Source organism: Microtetraspora sp. NBRC 13810 (genome assembly GCF_030268685.1).
Classification (GTDB): Bacteria; Actinomycetota; Actinomycetes; order Streptosporangiales; family Streptosporangiaceae; genus BSRQ01.
In genome coordinates, this window is sequence record NZ_BSRQ01000027.1 from 67173 (window position 1) to 88007 (window position 20835).

General features: G+C 72.5%; 13 protein-coding genes and 1 pseudogene. 2 read left to right on the forward strand and 12 right to left on the reverse strand.

Annotation, left to right across the window (positions count from 1 at the left end; all coding sequences use genetic code 11):
• Positions 1-135: 135 nt before the first annotated feature.
• From QSK26_RS36890 to QSK26_RS36905, 4 genes are all read right to left on the reverse strand, one after another.
• On the reverse strand, positions 136-1251 hold the full coding sequence (locus tag QSK26_RS36890; protein ID WP_285779989.1) for a GNAT family N-acetyltransferase: 1116 nt from the start codon (positions 1249-1251) through the stop codon (positions 136-138).
• A 640-nt stretch (positions 1252-1891) separates the two neighbouring features.
• On the reverse strand, positions 1892-4477 hold the full coding sequence (locus tag QSK26_RS36895; RefSeq protein WP_285779990.1) for a sigma-70 family RNA polymerase sigma factor: 2586 nt from the start codon (positions 4475-4477) through the stop codon (positions 1892-1894).
• 1034 nt (positions 4478-5511) lie between these two features.
• Positions 5512-7296 carry a substrate-binding and VWA domain-containing protein gene (locus tag QSK26_RS36900; protein ID WP_285779991.1) on the reverse strand — a complete coding sequence of 595 codons (1785 nt, stop codon included), beginning with the start codon at positions 7294-7296 and terminating at the stop codon, positions 5512-5514.
• 647 nt (positions 7297-7943) lie between these two features.
• Positions 7944-8576, reverse strand: coding sequence for a cation efflux transmembrane domain-containing protein (locus QSK26_RS36905; protein ID WP_285779992.1), 633 nt, complete (start codon positions 8574-8576; stop codon positions 7944-7946).
• Positions 8577-8777: 201 nt separating this feature from the next.
• Here QSK26_RS36905 and QSK26_RS36910 point away from each other — a divergent pair, with 201 nt between their 5' ends.
• A complete protein-coding gene (locus tag QSK26_RS36910; RefSeq protein WP_285779993.1) occupies positions 8778-9590 on the forward strand; it encodes a TrmH family RNA methyltransferase in 813 nt (270 codons plus the stop codon).
• A gap of 3 nt (positions 9591-9593) precedes the next feature.
• Here the strand turns inward: QSK26_RS36910 and QSK26_RS36915 are convergent, their stop codons facing one another.
• The 6 genes and pseudogenes from QSK26_RS36915 to QSK26_RS36935 all read right to left on the reverse strand — a co-directional run bounded on the left by QSK26_RS36915 (position 9594) and on the right by QSK26_RS36935 (position 15590).
• Positions 9594-10598 carry an NADP-dependent oxidoreductase gene (locus QSK26_RS36915; RefSeq protein WP_285779994.1) on the reverse strand — a complete coding sequence of 335 codons (1005 nt, stop codon included), beginning with the start codon at positions 10596-10598 and terminating at the stop codon, positions 9594-9596.
• A gap of 141 nt (positions 10599-10739) precedes the next feature.
• Entirely contained in the window at positions 10740-12980 is a 2241-nt protein-coding gene (locus QSK26_RS36920) for a terpene synthase family protein (RefSeq protein WP_285779995.1), read from the reverse strand.
• Positions 12981-13353: 373 nt separating this feature from the next.
• The gene (locus QSK26_RS36925; protein WP_285780040.1) at positions 13354-13563 is read right to left on the reverse strand and encodes a DUF2306 domain-containing protein; all 210 of its coding nucleotides are present in this window, start codon (positions 13561-13563) and stop codon (positions 13354-13356) included.
• A gap of 28 nt (positions 13564-13591) precedes the next feature.
• Positions 13592-13771, reverse strand: a pseudogene (locus QSK26_RS42015) (DUF2306 domain-containing protein); the annotation flags it as partial.
• A 236-nt stretch (positions 13772-14007) separates the two neighbouring features.
• Positions 14008-14883: a D-alanyl-D-alanine carboxypeptidase family protein gene (locus QSK26_RS36930; RefSeq protein WP_285779996.1), complete on the reverse strand. Its 876-nt coding sequence runs from the start codon at positions 14881-14883 to the stop codon at positions 14008-14010.
• A gap of 173 nt (positions 14884-15056) precedes the next feature.
• Positions 15057-15590, reverse strand: a complete 534-nt coding sequence (locus tag QSK26_RS36935; protein ID WP_285779997.1) for a DedA family protein — start codon at positions 15588-15590, stop codon at positions 15057-15059.
• Positions 15591-15754: 164 nt separating this feature from the next.
• Between QSK26_RS36935 and QSK26_RS36940 the strand changes: the two genes are divergently transcribed.
• Positions 15755-16261 (forward strand): hypothetical protein, encoded by a 507-nt coding sequence (locus tag QSK26_RS36940; protein ID WP_285779998.1) that lies wholly within the window; start codon positions 15755-15757, stop codon positions 16259-16261.
• Here QSK26_RS36940 and QSK26_RS36945 read toward each other — a convergent pair.
• Both QSK26_RS36945 and QSK26_RS36950 read right to left on the reverse strand, forming a co-directional pair.
• On the reverse strand, positions 16258-19677 hold the full coding sequence (locus QSK26_RS36945; protein WP_285779999.1) for an ATP-binding protein: 3420 nt from the start codon (positions 19675-19677) through the stop codon (positions 16258-16260). The genes QSK26_RS36940 and QSK26_RS36945 overlap by 4 nt on opposite strands.
• A gap of 63 nt (positions 19678-19740) precedes the next feature.
• A complete protein-coding gene (locus QSK26_RS36950; RefSeq protein ID WP_285780000.1) occupies positions 19741-20817 on the reverse strand; it encodes a lysylphosphatidylglycerol synthase transmembrane domain-containing protein in 1077 nt (358 codons plus the stop codon).
• Between the last annotated feature and the right edge of the window lie 18 nt (positions 20818-20835).

The following is a 20835-nucleotide window of genomic DNA, read 5'->3' on the forward strand; positions in this document are numbered from 1 at the left end:
CTGTCCTTCCGGGCGATCGGTCGTCGGCGCTGACTGCCAGACGGACCCGGCTCGCGGAGGCGGCGGCCACGGGAGATGGCGGATCCGCGAGGGGTGCTGAGGGTCCTGGCGGTGGTGAGGGTGAGGACTGGGTGGCTATCGCGCTCCCGTAGGTTCGGTTGGCGGGTCCGACTGGACGGAGGTGCGCACCCGGCCGAAGCCTTTGAGCACGCGGTCCGCCATCCGGTAGAGCGTCGGCCGGTCCGTGACGATGGTCTTGGCCTTGTTGACCGGGGTCCTGCCGACCCAGTGGACGGCCGCCGCGGCGGAGGGCCGGGCGATCCTCCCCTCGGCGACGTACAGGTCACCGGTCCGCAACCAGGCTTTGTACTCCCTGTCGCCCTTGCCCATGTCGATCTGGACGAGACCGGCGTTGGCGGCGTGCTCCGCCATGAGCAGGTGGTGCACGATGCCGGGCGAGTAACGGGCGAAGTCGGTGTCGTAGGCGGGGAACCAGCCGACGAGGGTGGTCGCGGTACGCAGGCCGAAGTGGCCCGCGACCGGGACGTCACCCGCGTAGAGCATGGTCAGGACGCCGGAGAAGTCTTCGGAGGCGACGGCGTGGCAGGCGTCCAGCAGGTCGACGATCCACGGCTGGGCGAAGCGGTCCACCCGGCCGGTCCTGCGGTACTGGTCGGACTTCCAGCCCATCAGCGTGCGCAGCGCGGACGCGTCGGGCGACGCCCAGTCGAACCGGACCTCGCCCTGCTCCCGCCCGAGCTTGCGCTCCTTGTAGCGGACGGTCTTGAGGTTCTTCGGGGAGTTGGCCCTGACCTGCTCGATGTAGGAGAGGAAGCCCGCCTTGAGGTCCATGATCGGCGCGGGGCGGACATCCGTCTCGAACGGCGCGAAGGTCGGCTGGCCGGCGACCAGGTGGTCGAAGTCGAAGACACTGAGCCGGCACGCGCGCAGCAGCACGCGGGCGTCGAGCTTCAGCTCGGGGTCGGAGATCAGCCCGTGGCACGTCGTGAGGAAGCCCCCGAGCGGCTTGCCGATCCCGAAGCTGTGGTGCTCGAAGGGGAAGAACCCGACGATCTTCCCTCCGTCCTCGATCACCGCGACCCGGACGTAGTCGCGCAGCCGGCTCATGGCCAGCGCGAACTCCGCCGACAGGAAAGGGTTGTCCAGGGAGCGACATGACTTCTGCAGCTCACGCCAGCGAACGACCTCGGCCTCGCCGAGCTCCCATGGGCGAACAACCGTGATGTTCACCTTGCCCCTGCCCCCTGTTCGGACCGTGCGTCCCCGCTCCCCCGGTACAAAACGCGCAGCACGGTGAGAAACCCCCCGAGCACGGCAATCGTCGCAACGCCCGCCCTGGGGGACCATGCGCCAAAAAGCAGCATGGCTTCGGCCAGGAGAACATTTATAACGAGACTTGCCGCCGCGCCCACTGATAGGGCGGCAAGTGGGTCACGATCACGCAACAGTCCCACGACTGCGGCACCCGGAACCACCAAAAGGAACATAGGGGTTAAAACCAGGCGCAGCGGAGTGTCGATGTCGGCGAGGGCGATGACCGCTCCCGCGACACACGCGAGCGTCATTGCCCACGTGAGTACCCTCCGGTTCGTACGCATTGTGGCTCCTGGCTGGGTGAAGGCGCGTTGATCGCCCGGTATTCATGGGACCAATCACGCCGCATTGCCGTCAATGGCGACGCCTTGCGCCAGGACATGGTTTACCGGATCGCAAAGCCCGGCCGTGGTGTTATCCCTCACATAGCGGGAAACGATCTTACACTATGTGCCTTTGGTCACACGGTACAGGGCATGCAAATCGGATAAACCGCCACAAACTTCGCGTAGAGCCATATAGCTCTTTGTTGTGTGGAATGGGGGGTTTTCCCAGGTCAGGCGGTTGTGTCGGGTTCGTTGGACGGGGAGCCGCCCGTCCCGGGCGGGGTGCCCGCCGGGCCGGGCTCGTGGGAGGTCGGCGGGTCCGCCGGAGGCTCGGACTGGTCGTCCGGGTCGAAGCCCTGACCGCTCCAGGAGATCGCGCAGCGCGGGCCGCCGCCCGCCGAGCTGAACGCGACCGCGCCACTGCCCGCCTCGCCCGGATCCGGGACGGTGACCCATATCCTGGCCGTCGCCCCCGCCTTGATCCGCCCCTGTCGTGGCTGCAGGCTCAGCCCGCCGGTCGTCGACGCCGTCCACGACAGGGTCCTGCCGTGCGCGGTCAGCGTGATCTGCCCGGCGCCCGCGTCGCCCAGGGCTCCCGGGCAGGACGCGGCCAGCCGTACCACGGGCGCGGTCGCCGACGGCCTCCGGGGGGCCGGGCGCGACCCGGTCGGCCTGGCCGGCGCGCGGGGAGCCGCCACCGGAGTGCGGGGCGGGGCCGACGTGGCGGAGCCCGGTGTGCGGATGGCGGACGGCTCCTCCTGCGGGGCGTCCTCGCCGGGGGTCTCCTCCTCGGCGACGCCCTCGGGGATCACTTCCTCGTCCGGGGTCGGGGTGGGCTTCTCAAGGAAGACCTCCGGCGCCGCCTGCGCGTTGTCCGCCCTGCCCGGCTGGCCGCCGTTCAGCAGGACCACCGCCCCGGTCGCGGCGAGCAGCCCCACAGCCGCCATCACCACCGGCGCCATCCGCCGCGACCGCCGCCGCCCCCTCCTGTCCCCACCCCTCCGACTCCGCCGAGCCGTTTCCCCGTCATCCCGCCCGGCCGTTTCGCCTTCATCCCAGCCAACTCGCCCGGCCGCTTCCCCGTCGTCCCAGCCATCCCGCCCGGCCGTTCCCCTTTCATCCCAGCCGTTTCGCCCGGTGCGTCCAGCCGTTTCCCGTTCATCCCAGCCAACTCGCCCGGCTGTCTGCCCCTCGTTCCAGGCACCTCGGCCCGCTCCTTCCCGCGGCCCGCGCCCCGCGTCCCCCCACGCGGACACCTCCACAGGGCCGTCGTCCTGTGCCGCGTGATCCGTCGCGTCACGCCACACCGCGGTCTGCCCCACACCCCCGTCCCGGCCTCCGGTCTGGAGCACTTCCGCCTCGCCCCACACCGCCTCCGCGCCGGAGTCCCCGTGCCGATGCGCCGCCGCGTCGTCCCACGCCGCCACCTCCGGGGTGTCCGCGTGACCCCATGCCGTTCCCTCCCGGCTCTCCGCGACCTCCCACCCGGCGTGCGTTCCACGCTCGGGCGTACCGGTGCCACCCCATGACGTCTCCGCGACGCCGCTCTCCGCGGCCTCCCATCCGGCGTGCGTTCCACGCCCCGGCGTACCCGTGCCGCCCCATGACGTCTCCTCGACGCCGTAGGTCCCGTGGCCGGGCGTATCCGTGTCGTCCCATGGCGGGCCGGGGTCGGGATCGAGGGCGGGATGGGGGTCGGGGTGGGGGGCGGGGGCCGGGGTGGCGCGGCGGGGGGCGGGGTCGGCGGCGCGGCGGCTCCGGCGGGCGGATCGCATGCCGCGCTTCTGCCGCCTGCCCTTCGCGCGCGGGAAGCCCTCCTTGTCCATGTGGCCGGCGAGCTCCGCGAGCAGGGCACGGGTGTCCTCGCGCTCCGGGGCGGCGCAGGCGTCGATCGTACGGCGGCGCATCGACAGCGGCGGGAACTCCATCGGCACCAGGTCCAGCAGCCGCTCGGCCGTGACCCGCCGGTGCTTGCCCTCCGTGCACACCTCACAGCCGCTGATGTGCCCGGCCAGCCGCCGCCGCAGCATCGGCGTGAGCGGCCCCTCCCACGAGTCGACCATCGCCGACAGGTCGGGGCAGTGCGCCCGGCCCGTCCTCGCCAGCAGTACGGCGGCGCCCGCGTTCTCCAACTGGTCGCGTACCCGCTTGAGCCGCGCCACCGCCTGCCGCGAACTGATGCCTAGAACGGCGCCCACCTCCGCGAAGGCCAGCTCGTGCCGCAACGACAGCTCCAGGACCTCCCGTTCGTCCTGGTTCAGCTCGGCGAGGACGTCCCCCACCATTCCCACCAGCTCGGGATCACCGCCATCCTCCGTCGCCGGCTCGGCCGCCCAGGCCCCCACCGGAGCCCCCAGCACATCCCCCTGCCACCCGGCCACCCACCTGTCACCCTGCTGCCCGGCACCCCGCCGGTCCTCCGGCACGGCCCCATGCCGTCCCACACTCGGCGTGTCGTCCTCCCATTCGGGAGCTTGTACGGCGTCGTGCCGGGCCCGGCGCCCGCCGTCGTGCCGGGTCGCGCCCCGCGCGCCGTCACGTCCCCCGGCCGAACACTGGAACCGGGTCAATGCGTAGAGCCACGGACGCAGCCGGCCGGTGTCGGCGAGCCGGTGCACGCTGCCGTGCGCCCCGACGAGGGCGTCGTGTACGGCCTCGGCCGCCGTCTCCCGTTCCCGGAGCAGCGAGCAGGCGTAGTCGTAAAGTCGTTCGGCATAGGAGTCGTAGAGGCTCGCGGACGCGTGTACGTCCGCTCGTAGCAGCGCCTCGACCAGCTCATGGTCGTCGACGCGGCCGGCGGTCGGCCATTCGGGCACAGATCTTCCTCCCCGCAGGACGGGCACGTTCGCGGGAGCGGCATCACCTGCCCGCGCCAGGCCCCACACGCGTATGACGCGACCTGTCCGGCAAAGGTTGACTTATCGGGAAAGCTCTCTTGCCTCCCATAACCACTGGGCATGACCTGCGCAAACAGTGATCTCAGAGATCATTGTGACGCAAGAAACTCCTGCGCCTGATGCACACTTCTGACAGGCGCATGTGCCCCTTTTGGATCTTGGTCGCGGCACCGGCAGCCGCTGCCGCACCGGCACCACGCACCGCACGTCGCGCACCGCGCACCTTCGCACCGCGTACCGCCGTACCGCGTGCCATCGCGCACCTTCGTACCGCGCGCCGCCGTACCGCGCACTGCGCACCATCGCACCGCGCGTTGCCGCGCTGGGCGCCGTCTGGAGCGCCGGGTGCCGCCGTACCTCCTGCCGCCGCGGCGGCGCTTCGGGGGGCGGTGGAGGTGGGGTCACTGGAGGGTCGGTGTGGAAGTCGGCGGTGAGTGGGTGTCGGGCGGCGTCTTAATCTTTGTCTGCCTGTCGACGGCTGTCGTACCGTGCACCGCGCACAGCGCCGTGCGCCGTCGTACGGTGGCCGCCGCGTTGAGTGTCGTGTTGTGCTGTCACGTCGTGCGCCGTCGTACGGTGGCCGCCGCGTTGAGTGTCGTGTTGTGCTGTCACGTCGTGCGCCGTCGTACGGTGGCCGCCGCGTTGAGTGTCGTGTTGTGCTGTCACGTCGTGCGCCGTCGTACGGCGACCGCGCGTTGGGCGTCGTGTTGTGCTGTCCGTCGTGCACTGTCGTGTGGTGGCTGCCGTGTTGGGCGTCGCCTGCCGCTGTCCGTCGTGCTGCCTGTGAGTTGTGTCGGTTTTTTCCGGGGCGCCGCGGCGGTGGTGGGAGGTGCGGTGGTGGGCGGCGTTGTGGGCGGCGCTCAGGGGTGCGGTGGGGGGACGGCGGTGGGGGTTGTCTTGGCTGGGGGTGGCCCGCCGGGTGACGGGTGTTGCGGGCGGGCCGAGGAATGGGGTCAGCCGTCGCAGTGGGGGGCGCAGAGGCGGCGTTTCATGCCTTCCAGGAAGAACTTGCGGACTTCCAGGACGTCCTTGGCGATGAAGAGTTCGCCGCCGGTGGCCTTGGCGAGGGCTTCCATGCTGCGCTTGCCCTTGGGGGCGTCGGGGCCGAAGGCGATGATGAGGATGCTGACCGGCTTGGCGGGGTCGTACTGCGTCTTGAGGCGGCGCAGGATCTCGCTGTTGGAGATGCCGCCGTCGGGGTCGTCGTTCCCGGCGCCGTCGGTGAGGACGAGGATGGTGTTGATCTTGTCGGGCTGGTATTCCTCGCTCATCCGCTCGTAGGCGGCGGCGAGTGTGTCGTTGAGGCCGGTGTCGCCGGTGGGCTTGGCCTTGATGGTGGCCAGCCGGTTGGTGAGGAGGTCCTTGCGCAGGGTGCCGTCGACGTTCTCGGTGATGGGGCCGACCGGGACCATCTCCCGGTAGTCCACGCCGCGCCCGTCGAGATGCGTGGAGAACTCCCAGGCGCCGATCTCGCTGTCGGCGGGGAAGAGCCGGAAGCCTTCAAGCGCGATCTTGGAGATGGCCTGCATGCGGCTCATGCCGGCGCCGGGCACCGGGAGGGCCATGGTGCCGGAGACGTCGAACAGGGCGAGCAGCCGGGTGCCCAGGTTGAGCCGCGACCACGACTGGGCCATCGACGCGACGGCCTCGGCGCCGGGCACGGGGAGCGCCCGCGGGGCGGCGGCGGAGAAGCCGCCGTCGGTGTTGAGGACGTCGCCGCCCTTGCCGTCCGGGGTCCGGAACCCCTGCGCCCGGATGGCCGACTGGGCCGTCTCCCCGGACAGCTCCTTGACGAACGCCTGGGCGGCCTCGCTCACCGCGGGGTCCTTCGTGGTGACCACCACGGGGTAGTCCAGGCTGATCGTGCCCTCGGCGGGGTACAGCGGTACGGCGGGACCGCCGGACTTGCCCGCGTTGAACGACCACACGGCCTGCTCGGAGGCGACCCCGATCGGCGCCCGCCCCGACTTCACGGCCAGGCTGGACAGCAGGGCCTCGGGCGTGCGGGCGACCGACTGGGAGAGCTGCTTGAGCGCCCCGACGAGCTGGTCCTCCTGGCCCTGCGCGCTGAGCACGCCGGAGGCGGCGAGCATCGCGCCGAGCCCGGCGGCGTTCTGCACCGGGTCGAGCGCGAGGACGCGCACCTTCTTGGCCAGGCCGTCCGGGTCGGCGACGTTCGCGGCGGACACCAGGCTGCTCCAGCTCACCTTGCCGAGCGACGCCTGGAGGTCGGGCGCGACCGCGCTGGAGGTGACCAGCACGATGGGCGACCGGGCGGCCGACGCGCTCGCCGCCGGGAGTTCGGCCCCCTTCGACTTCAGCTCGCCGAGCCAGAGGCTGGAGTCGGGCACCCACACGTCGGTCGTCTCCACGGCGGACGTGGAGGTGGCGGAGCCGAGCGCGGCGGCCATGGTGGCCGACGGCCGCTGCTTCACCGTCACCGTCACGCACCGCCCGTCAACCGTGCGGCCGGCCTTGTTGTAGTCGTCGGCGATCGTGGACAGCACCGGCTGGATGTCGGGTGACGCGGTCACCCGCACCGCCAGTTCCTCACCCGTGCAGCCGTGGTCGCGGTTGACGATCACAAAGGCCGCGACGCCCAGCAGCACGGCCAGCGCCACCGCTCCGGCGAGCGGGGCGAGCACCGTGCCGCGCCCCGCGCGCCTGCGGCGCGTACGCGGCGGAGGGTACTGGCCATAGCCGTCCTCGGGTTCGTCTGTCCGGTGGCGTCCGCCCACGTTGTCCTCTTTGATGCTCGGTCCGGTGACGCGGGGTTGGTCACCCTATCGGGAGACAGGCCGCAATGTTTACGGAACGATACAGGGGTTACTTCTGCGACAAAACATACCTTATGGTGCAGCGATTACTCGCTGCGAGTGCAGGGTCATGCCTCAGGTACCGATATTTCGCGATACATCTTGACAGTCCGCATCGGCCGGATAGGGTGTTGAAACAACGCGATATGTCGCGTAACGGGGACGAGGTTGTCGAGGGGCATGACCATGCCGGCGGTCATCGATGTTGAGACGGCGCCCGCCACGGCGGAGCCACCGGTGTTGTCCAGACGGGTCACGGGGCGGGACCTGGCGCTGATCGATCTGGCGGGCCTCGCCCGGTGCGAGGCGGAGATCAGGGCGGTGCTGAGGGAGTCCGGCAGCGTGCACGAGGTGGCGGTGGCCCGTCGTGCGTACCGGGTGCTGATCACGCCCGGCTCGGGCGGAGGGCTGGTGCGCGCCCTGTCGGCGCGCGGGCTGCCCGTCGCCCTGCTCACCCTGGCCGCCGGCCACCCGTACGGCGGGCGGGCGCGCCCCGGCCTGGAACCCCGGCGACCGGGCCCGCCACCTCAGCCGCCGGGTTCGCCACCTCGGTGGCCGGGTGCGGAGTCTCAGTGGCAGCAGGTGTGTCCGTGCCAGGCGCGCACGCCTTCGCGGGCCGCCACGGCCGCCAGCGCGAGCGCGACCAGCGGGTCCGTCCACCACCAGCCGAGCGCGTTGAGTCCGAGGCCGAGCAGCACGGCCCCGGCGACCGCCGCGCACAGCAGGTTCTGGGTGCCCTCGCCCGAGGTGGACGGGGAGCCCAGCCGGGCGCCGAGCCGGCGTTTCGCCAGGCCGAGCGCCGGCATGCTGATCAAGCTGATCGTCGTCACCACCATGCCGAGGACGGTGGGGTCGGCCCGGTGGCCGGCGTCCAGCTCGTGCCCCACGTGCAGCACGAGATAGGGCGCCAGCAGCCAGAAGCTCACCGCCACCGCCCGCGACGCCGTACGCTCCGCGTGCGCGGAGAACGTGCGCGCACCGGTGAACCGCCACACCACGATCAGGCTGGCCAGCGCCTCCACCAGGGACGACAGTCCCCAGCCGATCAGCGCCACCGAGTCGGCCTCCAGCCCGGCGACGAGCGCGAGCCCGCTTTCGGCGCCGAGCCAGCCGAGGGTGAGCACCGAGAGACGCCTTGCCCGGCGCGCGTCGCGCAACCAGTCGGCCACCGGCACGAACGCCGTCTCCGGCGCGGCCGGCACGGTGTGACACCTGCCTGCTGACGCGGCCGGGCGCGGTTGAACACGCTGGTCAGGCACCTTGACCTCCGCCCCCCGCCCCGGCCGTCGACAGCGCTATGTACCTTACCCAGCACCTAGCGTTACTTCCGCCCTTATCGCGCAAAGCTCGGGCAACTCCTCAGCCATTCCCTCACCCGGCCGCCGACATGGGATTATGCGGAGATGCCCAACCTTGTGGAGGTCACCGACGCCGCCGATCCCCGACTCGCCGACTACACCCGGTTGCGAGACGTGGAGCTGCGCAAAAGCCTGGAGGCGGAGCGGGGGCTGTTCATCGCCGAGGGGGAGAAGGTGATCCGCCGCGCGATCGGCGTCGGGCACCCGGTCCGCTCCGTGCTGACCACGGCCAAGTGGCTCGATGCCCTCGGCGACCTGCTCGACGGGGTCACCGTCTACGTCGTGACCGACGAGGTGATGCAGGGGGTGGCGGGCTTCCAGGTGCACAGGGGCGCCCTCGCCTCGCTGGAACGGCTGCCCCTCCCGGCCGTCCCCGGCCTGCTGGCCGCCGGCGCCCGCCGGCGCGTCCTCGTCCTGGAGGATCTGGTCGACCACGGCAACGTGGGCGCGATCTTCCGCTGCGCCGCCGCGCTCGGCGTGGACGCGGTCATCCTGTCCCCGCGCTGCGCCGACCCGCTCTACCGGCGGTCGGTCAAGGTCTCGATGGGCGCGGTCTTCGCGGTCCCCTACGCCCGGATGACCGACTGGCACGACGGGCTCGCCGACCTGCGCGCCGCCGGCTACCAGACCCTCGCCCTCACCCCGGCCCAGTCGGCCGTCCCGATGGACAAGGTCGCCCTGCGCGACCGTGCCGCCCTGCTGCTCGGCTCCGAGGGCGACGGCCTGTCCTCCCGCTGGCTGCACGAGGCCGACGAGCAGGTGTGCATCCCCATGAGCGGCACGGCGATGGACCTCGGCGTCGACTCCCTCAACGTCGTGGCCGCCGCCGCCATCGCCTGCCACACCCTCCTGCGCTGACCCTCAGGTGAGGCGGACGATCATTTTTCCGGTGTTCCGGCCGTTGAGCATGCCGATGAAGGCGGAGACGGCGTTGTCGAGGCCGTCCACGGAGGTCTCCGTGACCTTGATCTCGCCGGAGCGCACCCAGGCGCCGACCTCGCGGGCGAACTCCGGGCGGAGGTTCTCGTGGTCGCTGACCAGGAAACCGGTGAGCGACAGCCGCCGGCCGACCGCCAGGCCGAGGTTGGTCACGCCGTACGGCCGGCCGGTCGCGTTGTAGCCGGAGATCGAGCCGCACAGCGCGATCCTGCCGTGCACGTTCATCGTGGCGATGGCCGCCTCCAGGTGCTCGCCGCCCACGTTGTCGAAGTAGACGTCGATGCCCTCGGGGGCCGCGGCCTTCAGCAGCTCCGCGATCGGGCCGTCGTGGTAGTCGAAGGCGGCGTCGAAGCCGAGCGTCTCGGTCACGAACCGGACCTTCTCCGCCGATCCCGCGCTGCCGATCACCCGCTTGGCGCCGCGCAGCCGGGCGAGCTGCCCCACGATGCCGCCGACGGCGCCCGCCGCGCCGGACACGAAGACCGTGTCGCCCGGCTGGAGCCGCGCGATGTGGAAGAGCCCCGCGTAGGCGGTCAGACCGGGCATGCCGAGCGCGCCGAGATAGTACGACGCCGGCACGCCGGCCACCGGCTCCACCTGCCGCACCTCGCCGACGCGGAGCAGCGCGTGCTCCCGCCAGCCGGCGTCGTGCAGCACCAGCGTGCCGGCCGGTAGCCCGTCGCCGGCCAGCACCTCGCCGACCGCGCCGCCGCGCGCCGGCTCGCCGACCTGCCACGGCGGAGCGTAGGACGGCCGATCGTTCATCCGGCCCCGCATGTACGGATCGACGGACATGACCAGGTTGCGCACCAGGACCTCGCCCGGCCCGGGGTCGGGCAGCTCCGTGGTGACCATGCGGAAGTCGGACTCGGTGGGCTCGCCGTGCGGCCGGGCGGCCAAGTGGATCTCACGGGTGCGGGTCGGCATGCTGATCACCTTCCTGACCAGGCATGACCGGATGACCCAGGGACGGGACCGCCCGGGCGATGCCTCCTGCGTCCGAATCTATCGGCAGGCGCGACCGGCGGCCCTCCGAGATCCCCCGGAGGGCGCGCCGGCCGTACGCGGTCAGCGGTGCTGCGTCCTGGTCGCCGGCACCGCGAGCCGGGCGGCGGAGGTGCCGAGACCGGCGGGCCGGAGGAACACGGTCGGCGGCGCGGCCACCCCGCTGACCCGGTGGAGCTCCGCCTCGGTGTACCGCGCGCACTTGCGGTGCCACTCCAGGATGCCGGCCATCCACTCCTTGAGGCTGTCGGCGTGGCGGGTGAGGATGGCGCGGGTCTCCTCGTCCAGCTCGCACTCCTCGAACATCGCCGGCATGTCCCGGGTGGCGATGTGCTCGAACTGCCGCATCCGGGCCTCCATCAGCCGGGCCACGACGTCTCTGGCCTGCCAGCGGTCCACGCCCAGGAACTTCTCCACCACCAGGACGATGTTGTGCAGCTCGCCCTCGAACTCGATCTCCTTCTGGTAGGAGAACAGGTCGTTGGTGAAGGTGGCGTAGTCCTGGGCGGCGGTGTCCAGCTCGTGCATGACCCGGTGCTGGTAGACCTCCGGCGGGACCAGGTCGGCGTGCGCGAGCCTGGCCAGGCTCTTCGTCATGTCGGAGCCGAAGGTCCTGCGGCGCATCTCGACGTAGTCGATCGGGTCGGGGATGCGCTGCTGCGCCTCGTTGGCCAGCTCCCACACCCAGGCGGAGGTCATGTCCTCCACCGCCGTGCGGAACTCCCGCCGGTAGGGCTCGGGCATCGGGCCGGCGGTGCGCCGCCACAGGTCGGCCAGCCCCCGCTCCAGGGGGTTGGCGGGCGGCGGGGTGGCGCCGGCGTCGAGCGGCATGAACAGGGAGAGCCGCTCGTTGCAGAGCTTGGCCGCCGCCAGGTTGCGGGTCCTGCCGAACACCAGCGGGAAATAGTCGTCGCCGTAGGTGCCCCAGCACAGCCAGTCGGAGGAGAGGTCGAGCTGCTCGGGGCCGGCGTCGGGATGGATGAGCGCCGCGCAGTAGGGGAAGTCGAATCCGGTGAAACGACGCTCGTCCCACACCCCTCCGGCCTCCACCCCGGGCACCGAGTCGAACATGCCCATCTCGCGCGCCCAGCCGACCGCGTGCCGCCGCGAGGCGTCCAGATGCGGGCTGATCCGCTTGATCGGGAAGGGCATGTAGAGGTCGGGCACCGCCAGGTGGCCCACCGGCCGGTGCGGCGTGTGGGAGTGCTGTGCGAGCCTGCGCCGCAGGCCCAGCCGGCCGGGGGTGATCGCCGAGACGCCGAGACCGGTCGGCCCGCCCAGTACGAAGGCGGAGTCGGTGACGAGGCCGTCGTTCATGTACCGGCTCGACCTGGCGTGCCACTCGTGGCCGCCCGCCTGCCAGTCCTGCAGGCCCTTGGCGTAGGCGGCGACCGCCAGCTGCTCCGCCGGGGTCGCGCCGCCCTCGGCCAGCATCGCGGGCACCTCGGTGAGCGCGGTGTTCTCGAACTGCTGCAACCGGGACGTCAGCAGGTCGTTGACGAGCTCGGCGGCCTCCTGGGTCGGGCAGTCGAGGAACCGCTCGAAGACCAGCACGGCGTTGGAGTTTTCGCCCTCCTGGCGCACCTCGCGCTCGTAGGAGAACAGGTCGTTGCGCAGGTGCACCGCGTCGGAGAAGGTGTCCGCGAGGACCCGCATCGGCCTGGCGTGCGCGAACCGGTCGGGGATCTCCGCGGCCGAGGCGTACTCCACGAGGTTGGCCGACCAGGGGGCGCCGCCGACCCGCCGCCGCATCTGCATGTATTCGATCGGGTTGGCGATCCTGCCGAGGTCGATGTTGTCCAGCTCCCACATCGACTCGACCATCAGGTTGTGGGTGCTGGTGATGAAGCGCCGCCGCCAGTCGTCCGACATCGCCGGCACGGTGCGCTCCCACAGGTCCTTCAAACCGGCCTCCGCGGCGTTCTGCGGCTCGGGGGGCGTCTCGCCGTCGAGGGTCATGAACCGCTCCAGGCGGTCGATGTACGCCTTTGCCCCGGTCAGATCGCGGGAATGCTTGAACAGCTCCAGGAACTGGTCGTCGAAGAAGAAGACCCACACGTACCAGTCGGTGATCAGATCCAGGGTGGGGCCGTCGCAGTCGGGATGGGTGTAGGCGCACATCAGCGCGTAGTCCATCCGGGCCAGCTCGGCGTCGTCCCAGATCAGGCCGCCGCCGGGCCGGGGCGCGTCGAGCATGCCCATCCGCCTGGCCCAGGCCGCGCTGTGCTCGCGGGTGGGCTCCAGATGGGGATTGAGCCTGGCGGGATAAGGCGTGTAAAAGTCGGGCAGTGTGAACGGCTGCATGCCGAAAAGATTACCCGTAGCCGCCCTTCAGTAAAGCATTCTCCAAGAGTGCGATAATCCCGTCCGAGATAAATGGATTTAACCGTCGGGAATTATATTTCGCATTAAATCGTGGGATGGGTGGATTCGTCGGACATGGGGTATCTCGTCGCTTCGTTCGCGAACACCTCGACCCCGTCGAGCAGCCTCTCCAGCCCGAACGCGAAGTCGGCGTTCACCCGCAGATCCGGCTCCTCGCCGCCCTCCGTGCCGCCCTCCGCGTCGGGGCCGGTCTCGGGATCGCCGGGGTGTGGAGCGGGGGCGCGGTGGGGGCGTTCGGCGAAGACGCCCGCTCGGACGACCTCGGCCAGGGCGGGGAAGCGGTCCGGCTTGATCAGCTCGGTGAGCAGCCGGCTGTCTGGGCGGCGGCCTCCAGCGACGGGCCGAGGGTGAGGACGACGATCATGCCCCAGATCCGGTTGGTGATGATGGAGAAGGTCAGGGCGAAGCTGCGCAGCATCCAGCGCCGGTGCTCGGCGAACCGCCGCCGCCTGGCCATCCGGTAGCCCGCCGCGGTGCTGCCGAGCCACAGCAGCGCCAGCATCACGTTTGCTCACCGCGATGATCGGTCCGAACGGCGTGAGCGCCCCGATGACCAGCCCGCTCAGCCCGGCGGGAAGCACGCCCGCGACGACGTAGACCCGGCCGGTGTACCGGTGGACGACGGGGTACCGCTGCCGGAACCACGGCCACACCTGCATGAAACACGTGATCATCGCGATGGCGGCGAAGACGACGTGCAGTCCAGCCACAGCTCGACGGCCAGCAGCGGCACCGTCCAGCCAGCCAGCCGCCGAGGCCTGCGATGGTCCAGGTCACCAGCTCGGGGTTGCCGGCGCGGCGACGCGGCCAGGCGGCGCGCCCGCGCCCGGGTGCGCGCGACGCCCCCCACCCCGGACACCCCCACGCGTCCGGCTTCGGGGACGGCCGCAGGGATGGCCGCAGGGATGGCCGCGGGGACGGCCGCGGCGGGCGGGTGACGACCGGGTCAGGGCGCGGTGGCGTCGGTCCACTCCAGCAGCCGCTCGGCGGTCTCGAAGCGCCGGTCGGCCTGGGTGTCGCCGAGGATGACGCCGATCAGCAGGTGCTCCTCCCGCTCGGCCGCATAGAGCAGGCAGTAGCCGGCGGCCCGGGTGTAACCGGTCTTGACGCCGATCGCCCCCGGGGCCGCGCCCAGCAGTTTGTTGGTGTTGTGCCAGGTGTGCGCGTGATGGACGGCTGTCCGCGGCACCGCGTGCCGCCCGGTGGTGGAGATCTGCCGCAGGGTCGGGTCGCCGAGGGCCGCGAACGCCAGCCGTACCTGGTCCTTGGCGGTGGAGTAGCCGCCGCTCGGCACGGACAGGCCGTCCGGGTTGGTGTAGCGGGTGTTCGCCAGGCCCAGGGAGCGGGCGGCGGTGTTCATCTTGGCGACGAAGCGGGTGGTGCCCGGCCCGTACCGGCGGGCCAGGGCGTGCGCGGCGTCGGCGCCCGAGGGGAGCATCAGGGCGTAGAGCAGGTCCCTGGTGGTCAGCCGCTCCCCGGCGCGCAGCGCGGCGTGCGTCGCGCCGTTCGCGGCGGCGTGCCGTACGTCTCCGGTCGTCACGGTGACGGTATCGCCGAGGTCGCCGGCCTCGGCGAGCACGACGTAGGCGGTCATGACCTTGGTGAGGCTGGCCACCGGCAGCCTGCGGGTGGCGCTCTTGGCGTGGTGCACGGTGCCCGTCGTCGCGTCGATCAGGTAGGCGGCCCGGCCGGGCACGGCGGGCGGGGCGCTCGCCGCCGGCTCCCTGACGGGCGCGGCGGCCGGTGCGGACGCGGCCTGGGCGGGCGAGGCGACGGCGACGGCGAGTACGGCGGCGCACCAAAGAGAGCCTTTGATCAGCATGGGAGCCATCGTGACACGGCCCCCGCCGCGGACCTCGGCATTTGCCGGCCGCGGCCGGGCAGCGTGGCGCGCGCGGAACCGGCCGGGGCAGGTGCCCTCACACGGGGGCGTAGGTGTCGGCCGGGGCCGGTGCCCTCACACGGGGGCGTAGGTGTCGGCCGGGGCCGGTGCCCTCAGACGGAGGCGTAGGTGTCGGAGGGCGCCTTCGCGCGCTCGCGGCGGCGCCGGCGGCGGATCACGGCGAAGGCGATCAGCGCGGCGACCGCGACGGCGACCGCGACCGCGGTGAGCGGGGAGGCGGCGGCCAGGCCCAGCCAGCCCCAGACGACCGCGTAGAGCCCGAGCATCGTCACCGGCACCCAGGTCGCGCAGCCGAGTGCGCTGGCCACCACGTACCACGGGTAGGACACCTTCAGCACCCCGGCCACCCACGGCAGGGTGTGCCGCAGCACGGGCACCCAGAAGCAGCCGTAGACGGCGAGCGCCCCCCACCTGCGCACGACGCCCTCCACCCTGAGGATGCGCTCGCGGCCGATCCGCCGGCCGGCGCGCGAGGCGTAGAGCCCGGCGCCCAGGCGGCGGCCCACCCAGTAGTAGACCTGGAAGGCGCCGAAGAGCAGGATCGCCCCTCCGGCGATGACGAGCCACAGGGGCAGGCCGAAGGGAGAGTCCGGCGCGCCGGCGAGGTCCAGCGTCTGGAGCCGCATGTCCGAACATCACCTGCTGTCATAGCGTTCATGCCCTGTGGGGCGATATTAGGCAAGCCTAACTTGCGACACGCGTCCCCGCGCCACGGACCTGCAAGCAGCCGTCAAGTCGAGGTCAAGCCGCCCGGCGTACACCTGAGGGTGAACGAGCAGGGGAGTGGGCGATGAGCAGGCGGAACGGCGTGGTCCCCGTGGTGGCGAGCGGTACGGCGACCGCGGTCAAACTGCTGGTGGCCACGCTGGCCTTCGCCGGCGCCTACGTGGGAGTCGGGGCGGCGAACGGCGGCGCGCCCGCGACCGGCGCCGGGACGCGGACGGTCACGCTGTCCGCGCGGGCCGTGCCGGTCACCACCGCCCTCGTCCCGCGGGCCGGCGTCGTCACCGTGAGCCAGCGCTCCCTCGCCCCCTGCGAGAAGCGGCTGAGGGCGCGCGGCGTCGTCCGCAACCCCGCCCCCGACCAGGTCGTCCTGTACGGCTGGCGGCTGCAACGCTGGAGCCACGTCAAGAAGACCTGGCGGACCTACCTGTCCTCCTCCTCCGGGTTCACCGGCCCGGCGATGACCACCGAGTGGCGGCCCGACGTGGTGGGCAACCCCGGCTGGTACCGCGTGGAGCTGACCGTGCGGGGCGGCAAGCCGGTGCGCAGCGAACGGTTCCGGATAAGTTGCTAGGACGGCAGGCCCATCGCCCGCCTGGCCGCCTCCACCCAGCGCGGCACGCCCACCCGCTCGGCGACGGCCAGCGCCTTCTCATAGTGCGCCTTCGAGGCGTCCGGCTGGCCGAGCCTGATGGCCAGGTCGCCGAGCGTCAGCGCGACCGGCCACAGGGCGACGACCCCGGTGCCCGCCCCGGCGATCCGGTCGGAGAACGGCGTCAGGGTGTCGTAGGACTCCTGCATCCGCATCCGGTCCTCCAGCAGCATCCCGGTCAGGGCCCGCCAGGTCATCGCCAGCTCGTAGAGGAAGTCCGGCCGGACGGGCGTGCGCACGGCGGCCACCGCCCGCGCGTCGCGCTCGTGCCCGGCCGAGGCCAGGGCCAGCGCGTAGGCGTCGAGCGTCCACTTGGCGCCGCGCTGGTGCGCCTCCGACAGCGGCTCGACCATCTCCGCGGCCCGGCCGTCCACCAGGTGCAGGCAGAACGACGTGATCAGCGGCAGGTCCTGGCGGCCTTCGAGCATGCCGGCCCTGGCGGTCAGCCGGGCGGCGTCACGGTAGGCCCGCTCGGCGCCCGCGTAGTCGCCGGCGATCATCCGCCGCTGTCCCGCGTACCACGCGCCGACGGCGGCCGGCGCGGGCAGGTCGTACTGCCTGGCCAGCCGTACGGCCACCTCCACCTCGGCGTCGGCGGCGGCGAAGTCGCCCCTGGCCGCCGCGCACTCCATCAGCACGAGGTGCGCGAGCACCTGCACGGCCACCTGCCCGGACGCCTCGCCGACGTCGAGCAGCTCCCGCCCGATCGCCTCCCGCTCACCGACCGCCGGGATCCCGTACGACTGGCGCAGCCGCCCGCTGAGCGCCACGGCGAGCAGGGTCGGGTCGCCGCTGAGCCGGGCCAGCTCCTCGGCTTCGAGCGACGCCTGCTGGCCCCGGCCGCGCCCGGTGTCCGAGCCCTCCAGTTCCAGCGCGAGCGTGGCCAGCAGGCTCGCCCGCAGCGCCTGCTCCTCGGCGGGCAGCTCGATGAGCGCCCGCTCGGTGACGTCCACGATCTCCCAGGCGGTCCGGGTGAAGTCGCGGGCCAGGCCCTTGTGCGGCACGGCGAGCGAGGCGGCCACCCGGGCGGTCAGCTCCATGTCGCCCAGCGGCAGGGCGGCGTCCATCGCCGCGCGCCGCTGCTTGCGGGCGGCGGCCATGTCGCCGCACAGCCCGAGGGCGGTGATCAGCCGCAGCATCAGCTGCAACCGCTCGCGGGTCTGCTCCTGGGCCGACAGCCGCCCCTGGGCCGAGGCGGACCGGTCGAAGGCGGCGATGGCCCGCTCCCACAGCGCCGCCGCCTCGCGGTGGGCGAACCGGCGCTCGGCCTGCTCGGCGGCGAGCCCGGCGTAGTGCACGGCCTTGGCGGCGGTCTCCGCGGTGCCCGCCGCGTCGTAATGGTGGGCGAGCGCGGCCACGTCCGACGGGTTGCGCCGCTCGATCGCCGCGGCGACGGCGGCGTGCAGCCTGGCCCGGCGCAGCCGCGAGGCGTCGGAGTAGAGCGTGTCCCTGACCAGGTCGTGGTCGAAGCGGAGCCGTCCGGGCCCCGGCTCGGTGACCAGCCCGGCGAGCAGCGCCGCCTCCACCGCCTCCACCACGGCGTCCTCGTCCCCCGCGACGTCGACCAGCACGTCCACGTCCACGTCGCGGCCGATCACGGCGGCCTGCAGGAGGATCTGCTGGGCGGGGCCGGGCAGCCTGGCGATGCGGCGGCGCAGCACGTCGCGCACCCCGGACGGCACGCCGGAGAGCACCTCGGCGGCGGACGCGCGGTCCGCGGCGGCCTCGGCGTCGATCAGGCGCACGGTCTCCCGGACGAAGAACGGGTTGCCGCCGGTGCGTTCGACGATGGCGTTGACCGCCTCCTCGTCCACCTCACGCACACACGTGACCCGGACCAGCTCGGCCACCGCCTCGGGCTCCAGCCCGGACAGTCCCACCCGGACCGGGCCGAACCGCGCCAGCGCCGCCAGCACGTCGGCCTGCTCGTCGCCCAGCTCGCTGTCCCGCGCGGTGACCACGAGCAGCACCCGGCTGGTCGCCAGCAGGCTGGGCAGTGCCCGCAGCAGGGCGAGGGTCTGCCCGTCGGCCCAGTGCAGGTCCTCCAGCGTCAGCAGGACCGGGGTCTCCTTGGCCACCGCCGAGAGGTAGCCGCCGACCGCGCGGTGCAGCCGGAAGCCGCCGGAGGCGAGATCGTCGTCGGGGTCCGGCGCGGTGTCGTCGAGCAGCGGCGCGAGCAGCTGGCCGTACTCGCCGGGGCCGGCGACCGACACCAGCGTGCGCAGGATCTCCACCCAGGCCCACCCGGGCGGGGTGGCGCTGCTGTCCGGGCAGGCGCCCGCCGCGGTGGTCCAGCCCTCCCCGGCGAGCCGGCGGAACAGCCGGCGCACCAGCGTCGTCTTGCCCGCCCCCGCGTCGCCGCTCACCAGCGCGACCGCGAACCTGCCGGTACGGCCGGCCGCCGTGAGCAGCCGGTCCAGCTCGGCGTCCCTGCCGATGAACGGCTCCTCCTCCAGCGGCGGCGGCGCGGCCGGGTGGCGACCGCCCGAGCCGGTCGGCCGCGGCGGCCAGGTGTCGGCCATCGGCGCCGGCCGGGCCTGCCGCTGGGGCGCGCCGGTCAGCTCCAGCCCGGGAGCCTGGGCCAGGATGTCGGACTCCAGCTTGCGCAGCGCGGGGCCGGGATCGATGCCCAGCTCGTCGGCGAGGATCGTGCGGGCGCGGCGCAGCGCGGCGAGCGCGTCGCCCTGCCGCCCGGCGCGGTAGAGGCCGAGGGCCAGCAGCCGCCAGCCCTCCTCGCGCAGCGGGTGCTCCGAGGTCAGCGCCTCCAGGTCGGGCACCGTCTCCCCGGGCAGCCCCAGCCGCAGGCCGGTGTCGGCGTGCCGCTCCCTGGCCACCAGGCGCAGCTCGGCGAGCCGGTTGACCTCGGCCTCCGCCCACGGCTGGTCGGCGAAGTCTGCGTAGGGGGTGCCGCGCCACAGGTCGAGCGCCTTGGCCAGCCGGGTGCGCGCGGAGGCGGGATCGTCGCCTTCGAGGTGCTCGCCGGCGGCGCGGACCAGGGACTCGAAGCGCAGCGCGTCCACCTGGTCGGGAGTGACCCGCAGGGCATAACCGGAGGCGACGGTCACCAGCAGCCGGTTGGGGCCGCCCCGCGGCCTGCCCGGCTCCAGCACCCTGCGCAGCCGGGAGATGTACACCTGGAGGCCCGACTGGGCGCCCTTGGCGTTGTCGTCGTCCCACAGGTCGTAGAGCAGCGAGTCGACCGGCACCACCTGGCCGCGTGCGACGAGTAGCCGGGCGAGCACGGCGCGTTGCCGTAAGCCGCCGAGATCGACCCCGTCGTCACCAGCATGAGCCTCGACCGGCCCGAGCACCCGGAACGCCACCATGTCAGCCGCCATGTCAGCCGCCACGTTATGCGTGCCTTCGAATCGCGCACAAGGTCTTCGGCCACCCTCAGATTGTCACCAACGGGCGATCTTTTGTGTCTCCGGCGTCGGATCGGCAGGCGACTCGCCCTTACGCCTGCGAAGCAGTGCCCACGCGCCCAGCGCCAGGCCCCCGAAGGGGATTTCGACAGTGTAGGTCCAGAAGCCGAAAAGTAGCGCGGCGGCCGTCGCTTCCGGTACCGGGGAGCCGAGCGCGATGAGGAATCCCGCGGTGCCCGCCTCCATGATCCCCACGCCGCTCGGCGTGACGACGGCCGTGGTCAGCACCCTGGACAGGGCGAAGGCGGCGACCGACTCGGCGAGCCCGACGTGGACGCCGGTGGCGCGCATGCAGCACAGCAGGATCAGCCACTGGAAGGCCATGAAGGCGAGGAGGCCGAGCGACAGGCCGGCCCACCGCCCGCGCACGACCTCCGAGGTGTCCGCGCGCAGCCGGTGCAGGGCTTCGGAGGCGGCGTGCTCGCGCGGGCGCACCCGCGTGGGCAGCAGTCGCGTGAGCCTGTCGAGGAGGCCGCCGAGCGCGTCGGCGGCCCGCTGCCAGCCGAGCGCGGCGGCGGCCACCGCGACCAGGACGAGGATGGACCCCGCGCCGGCCCAGCCCGCCTTGGCGATCGTCGGGTCGGCCGACTTGCCGGCGAGGAGCAGCGCCAGGATGCCCACGGCGGGCAGCAGGAACCGGAAGAGCGTGTTCCACACCCCGGTCACCACGGTGGAGACGACGACCGGCCGGGCCCGGAAGCCCCAGCTCCTGGTCATCGCGAAGGTCATGGCCACGCCGACCGCGCCGCCGAAGGGCAGCAGGTTGCTCACCGCGCTGCCGCTCGCGTTGAGGGTCAGCGCCTGGAGGTGGGTGAGGCCGGGGAGCGAGGCGGTGAGCACGAACGTGTAGGCGATCAGGCTGGCCAGCCACACCGCGGTCATCAGCCCGGCCATCGGCAGGCCGATCCCGCCGAACGCGTGCCCGATCTGCTCCCAGGAGACGCTCTTGCCGGTGAGCGCGTGCACGAGGTCGGGGAGGAACACCACCAACGTGGCGGCGAGCGTCAGAGACGCCGCCGACAACCCGATCCGCACCCATGTCGATCCCCGCATGCGCAACAGTCTGCCCGC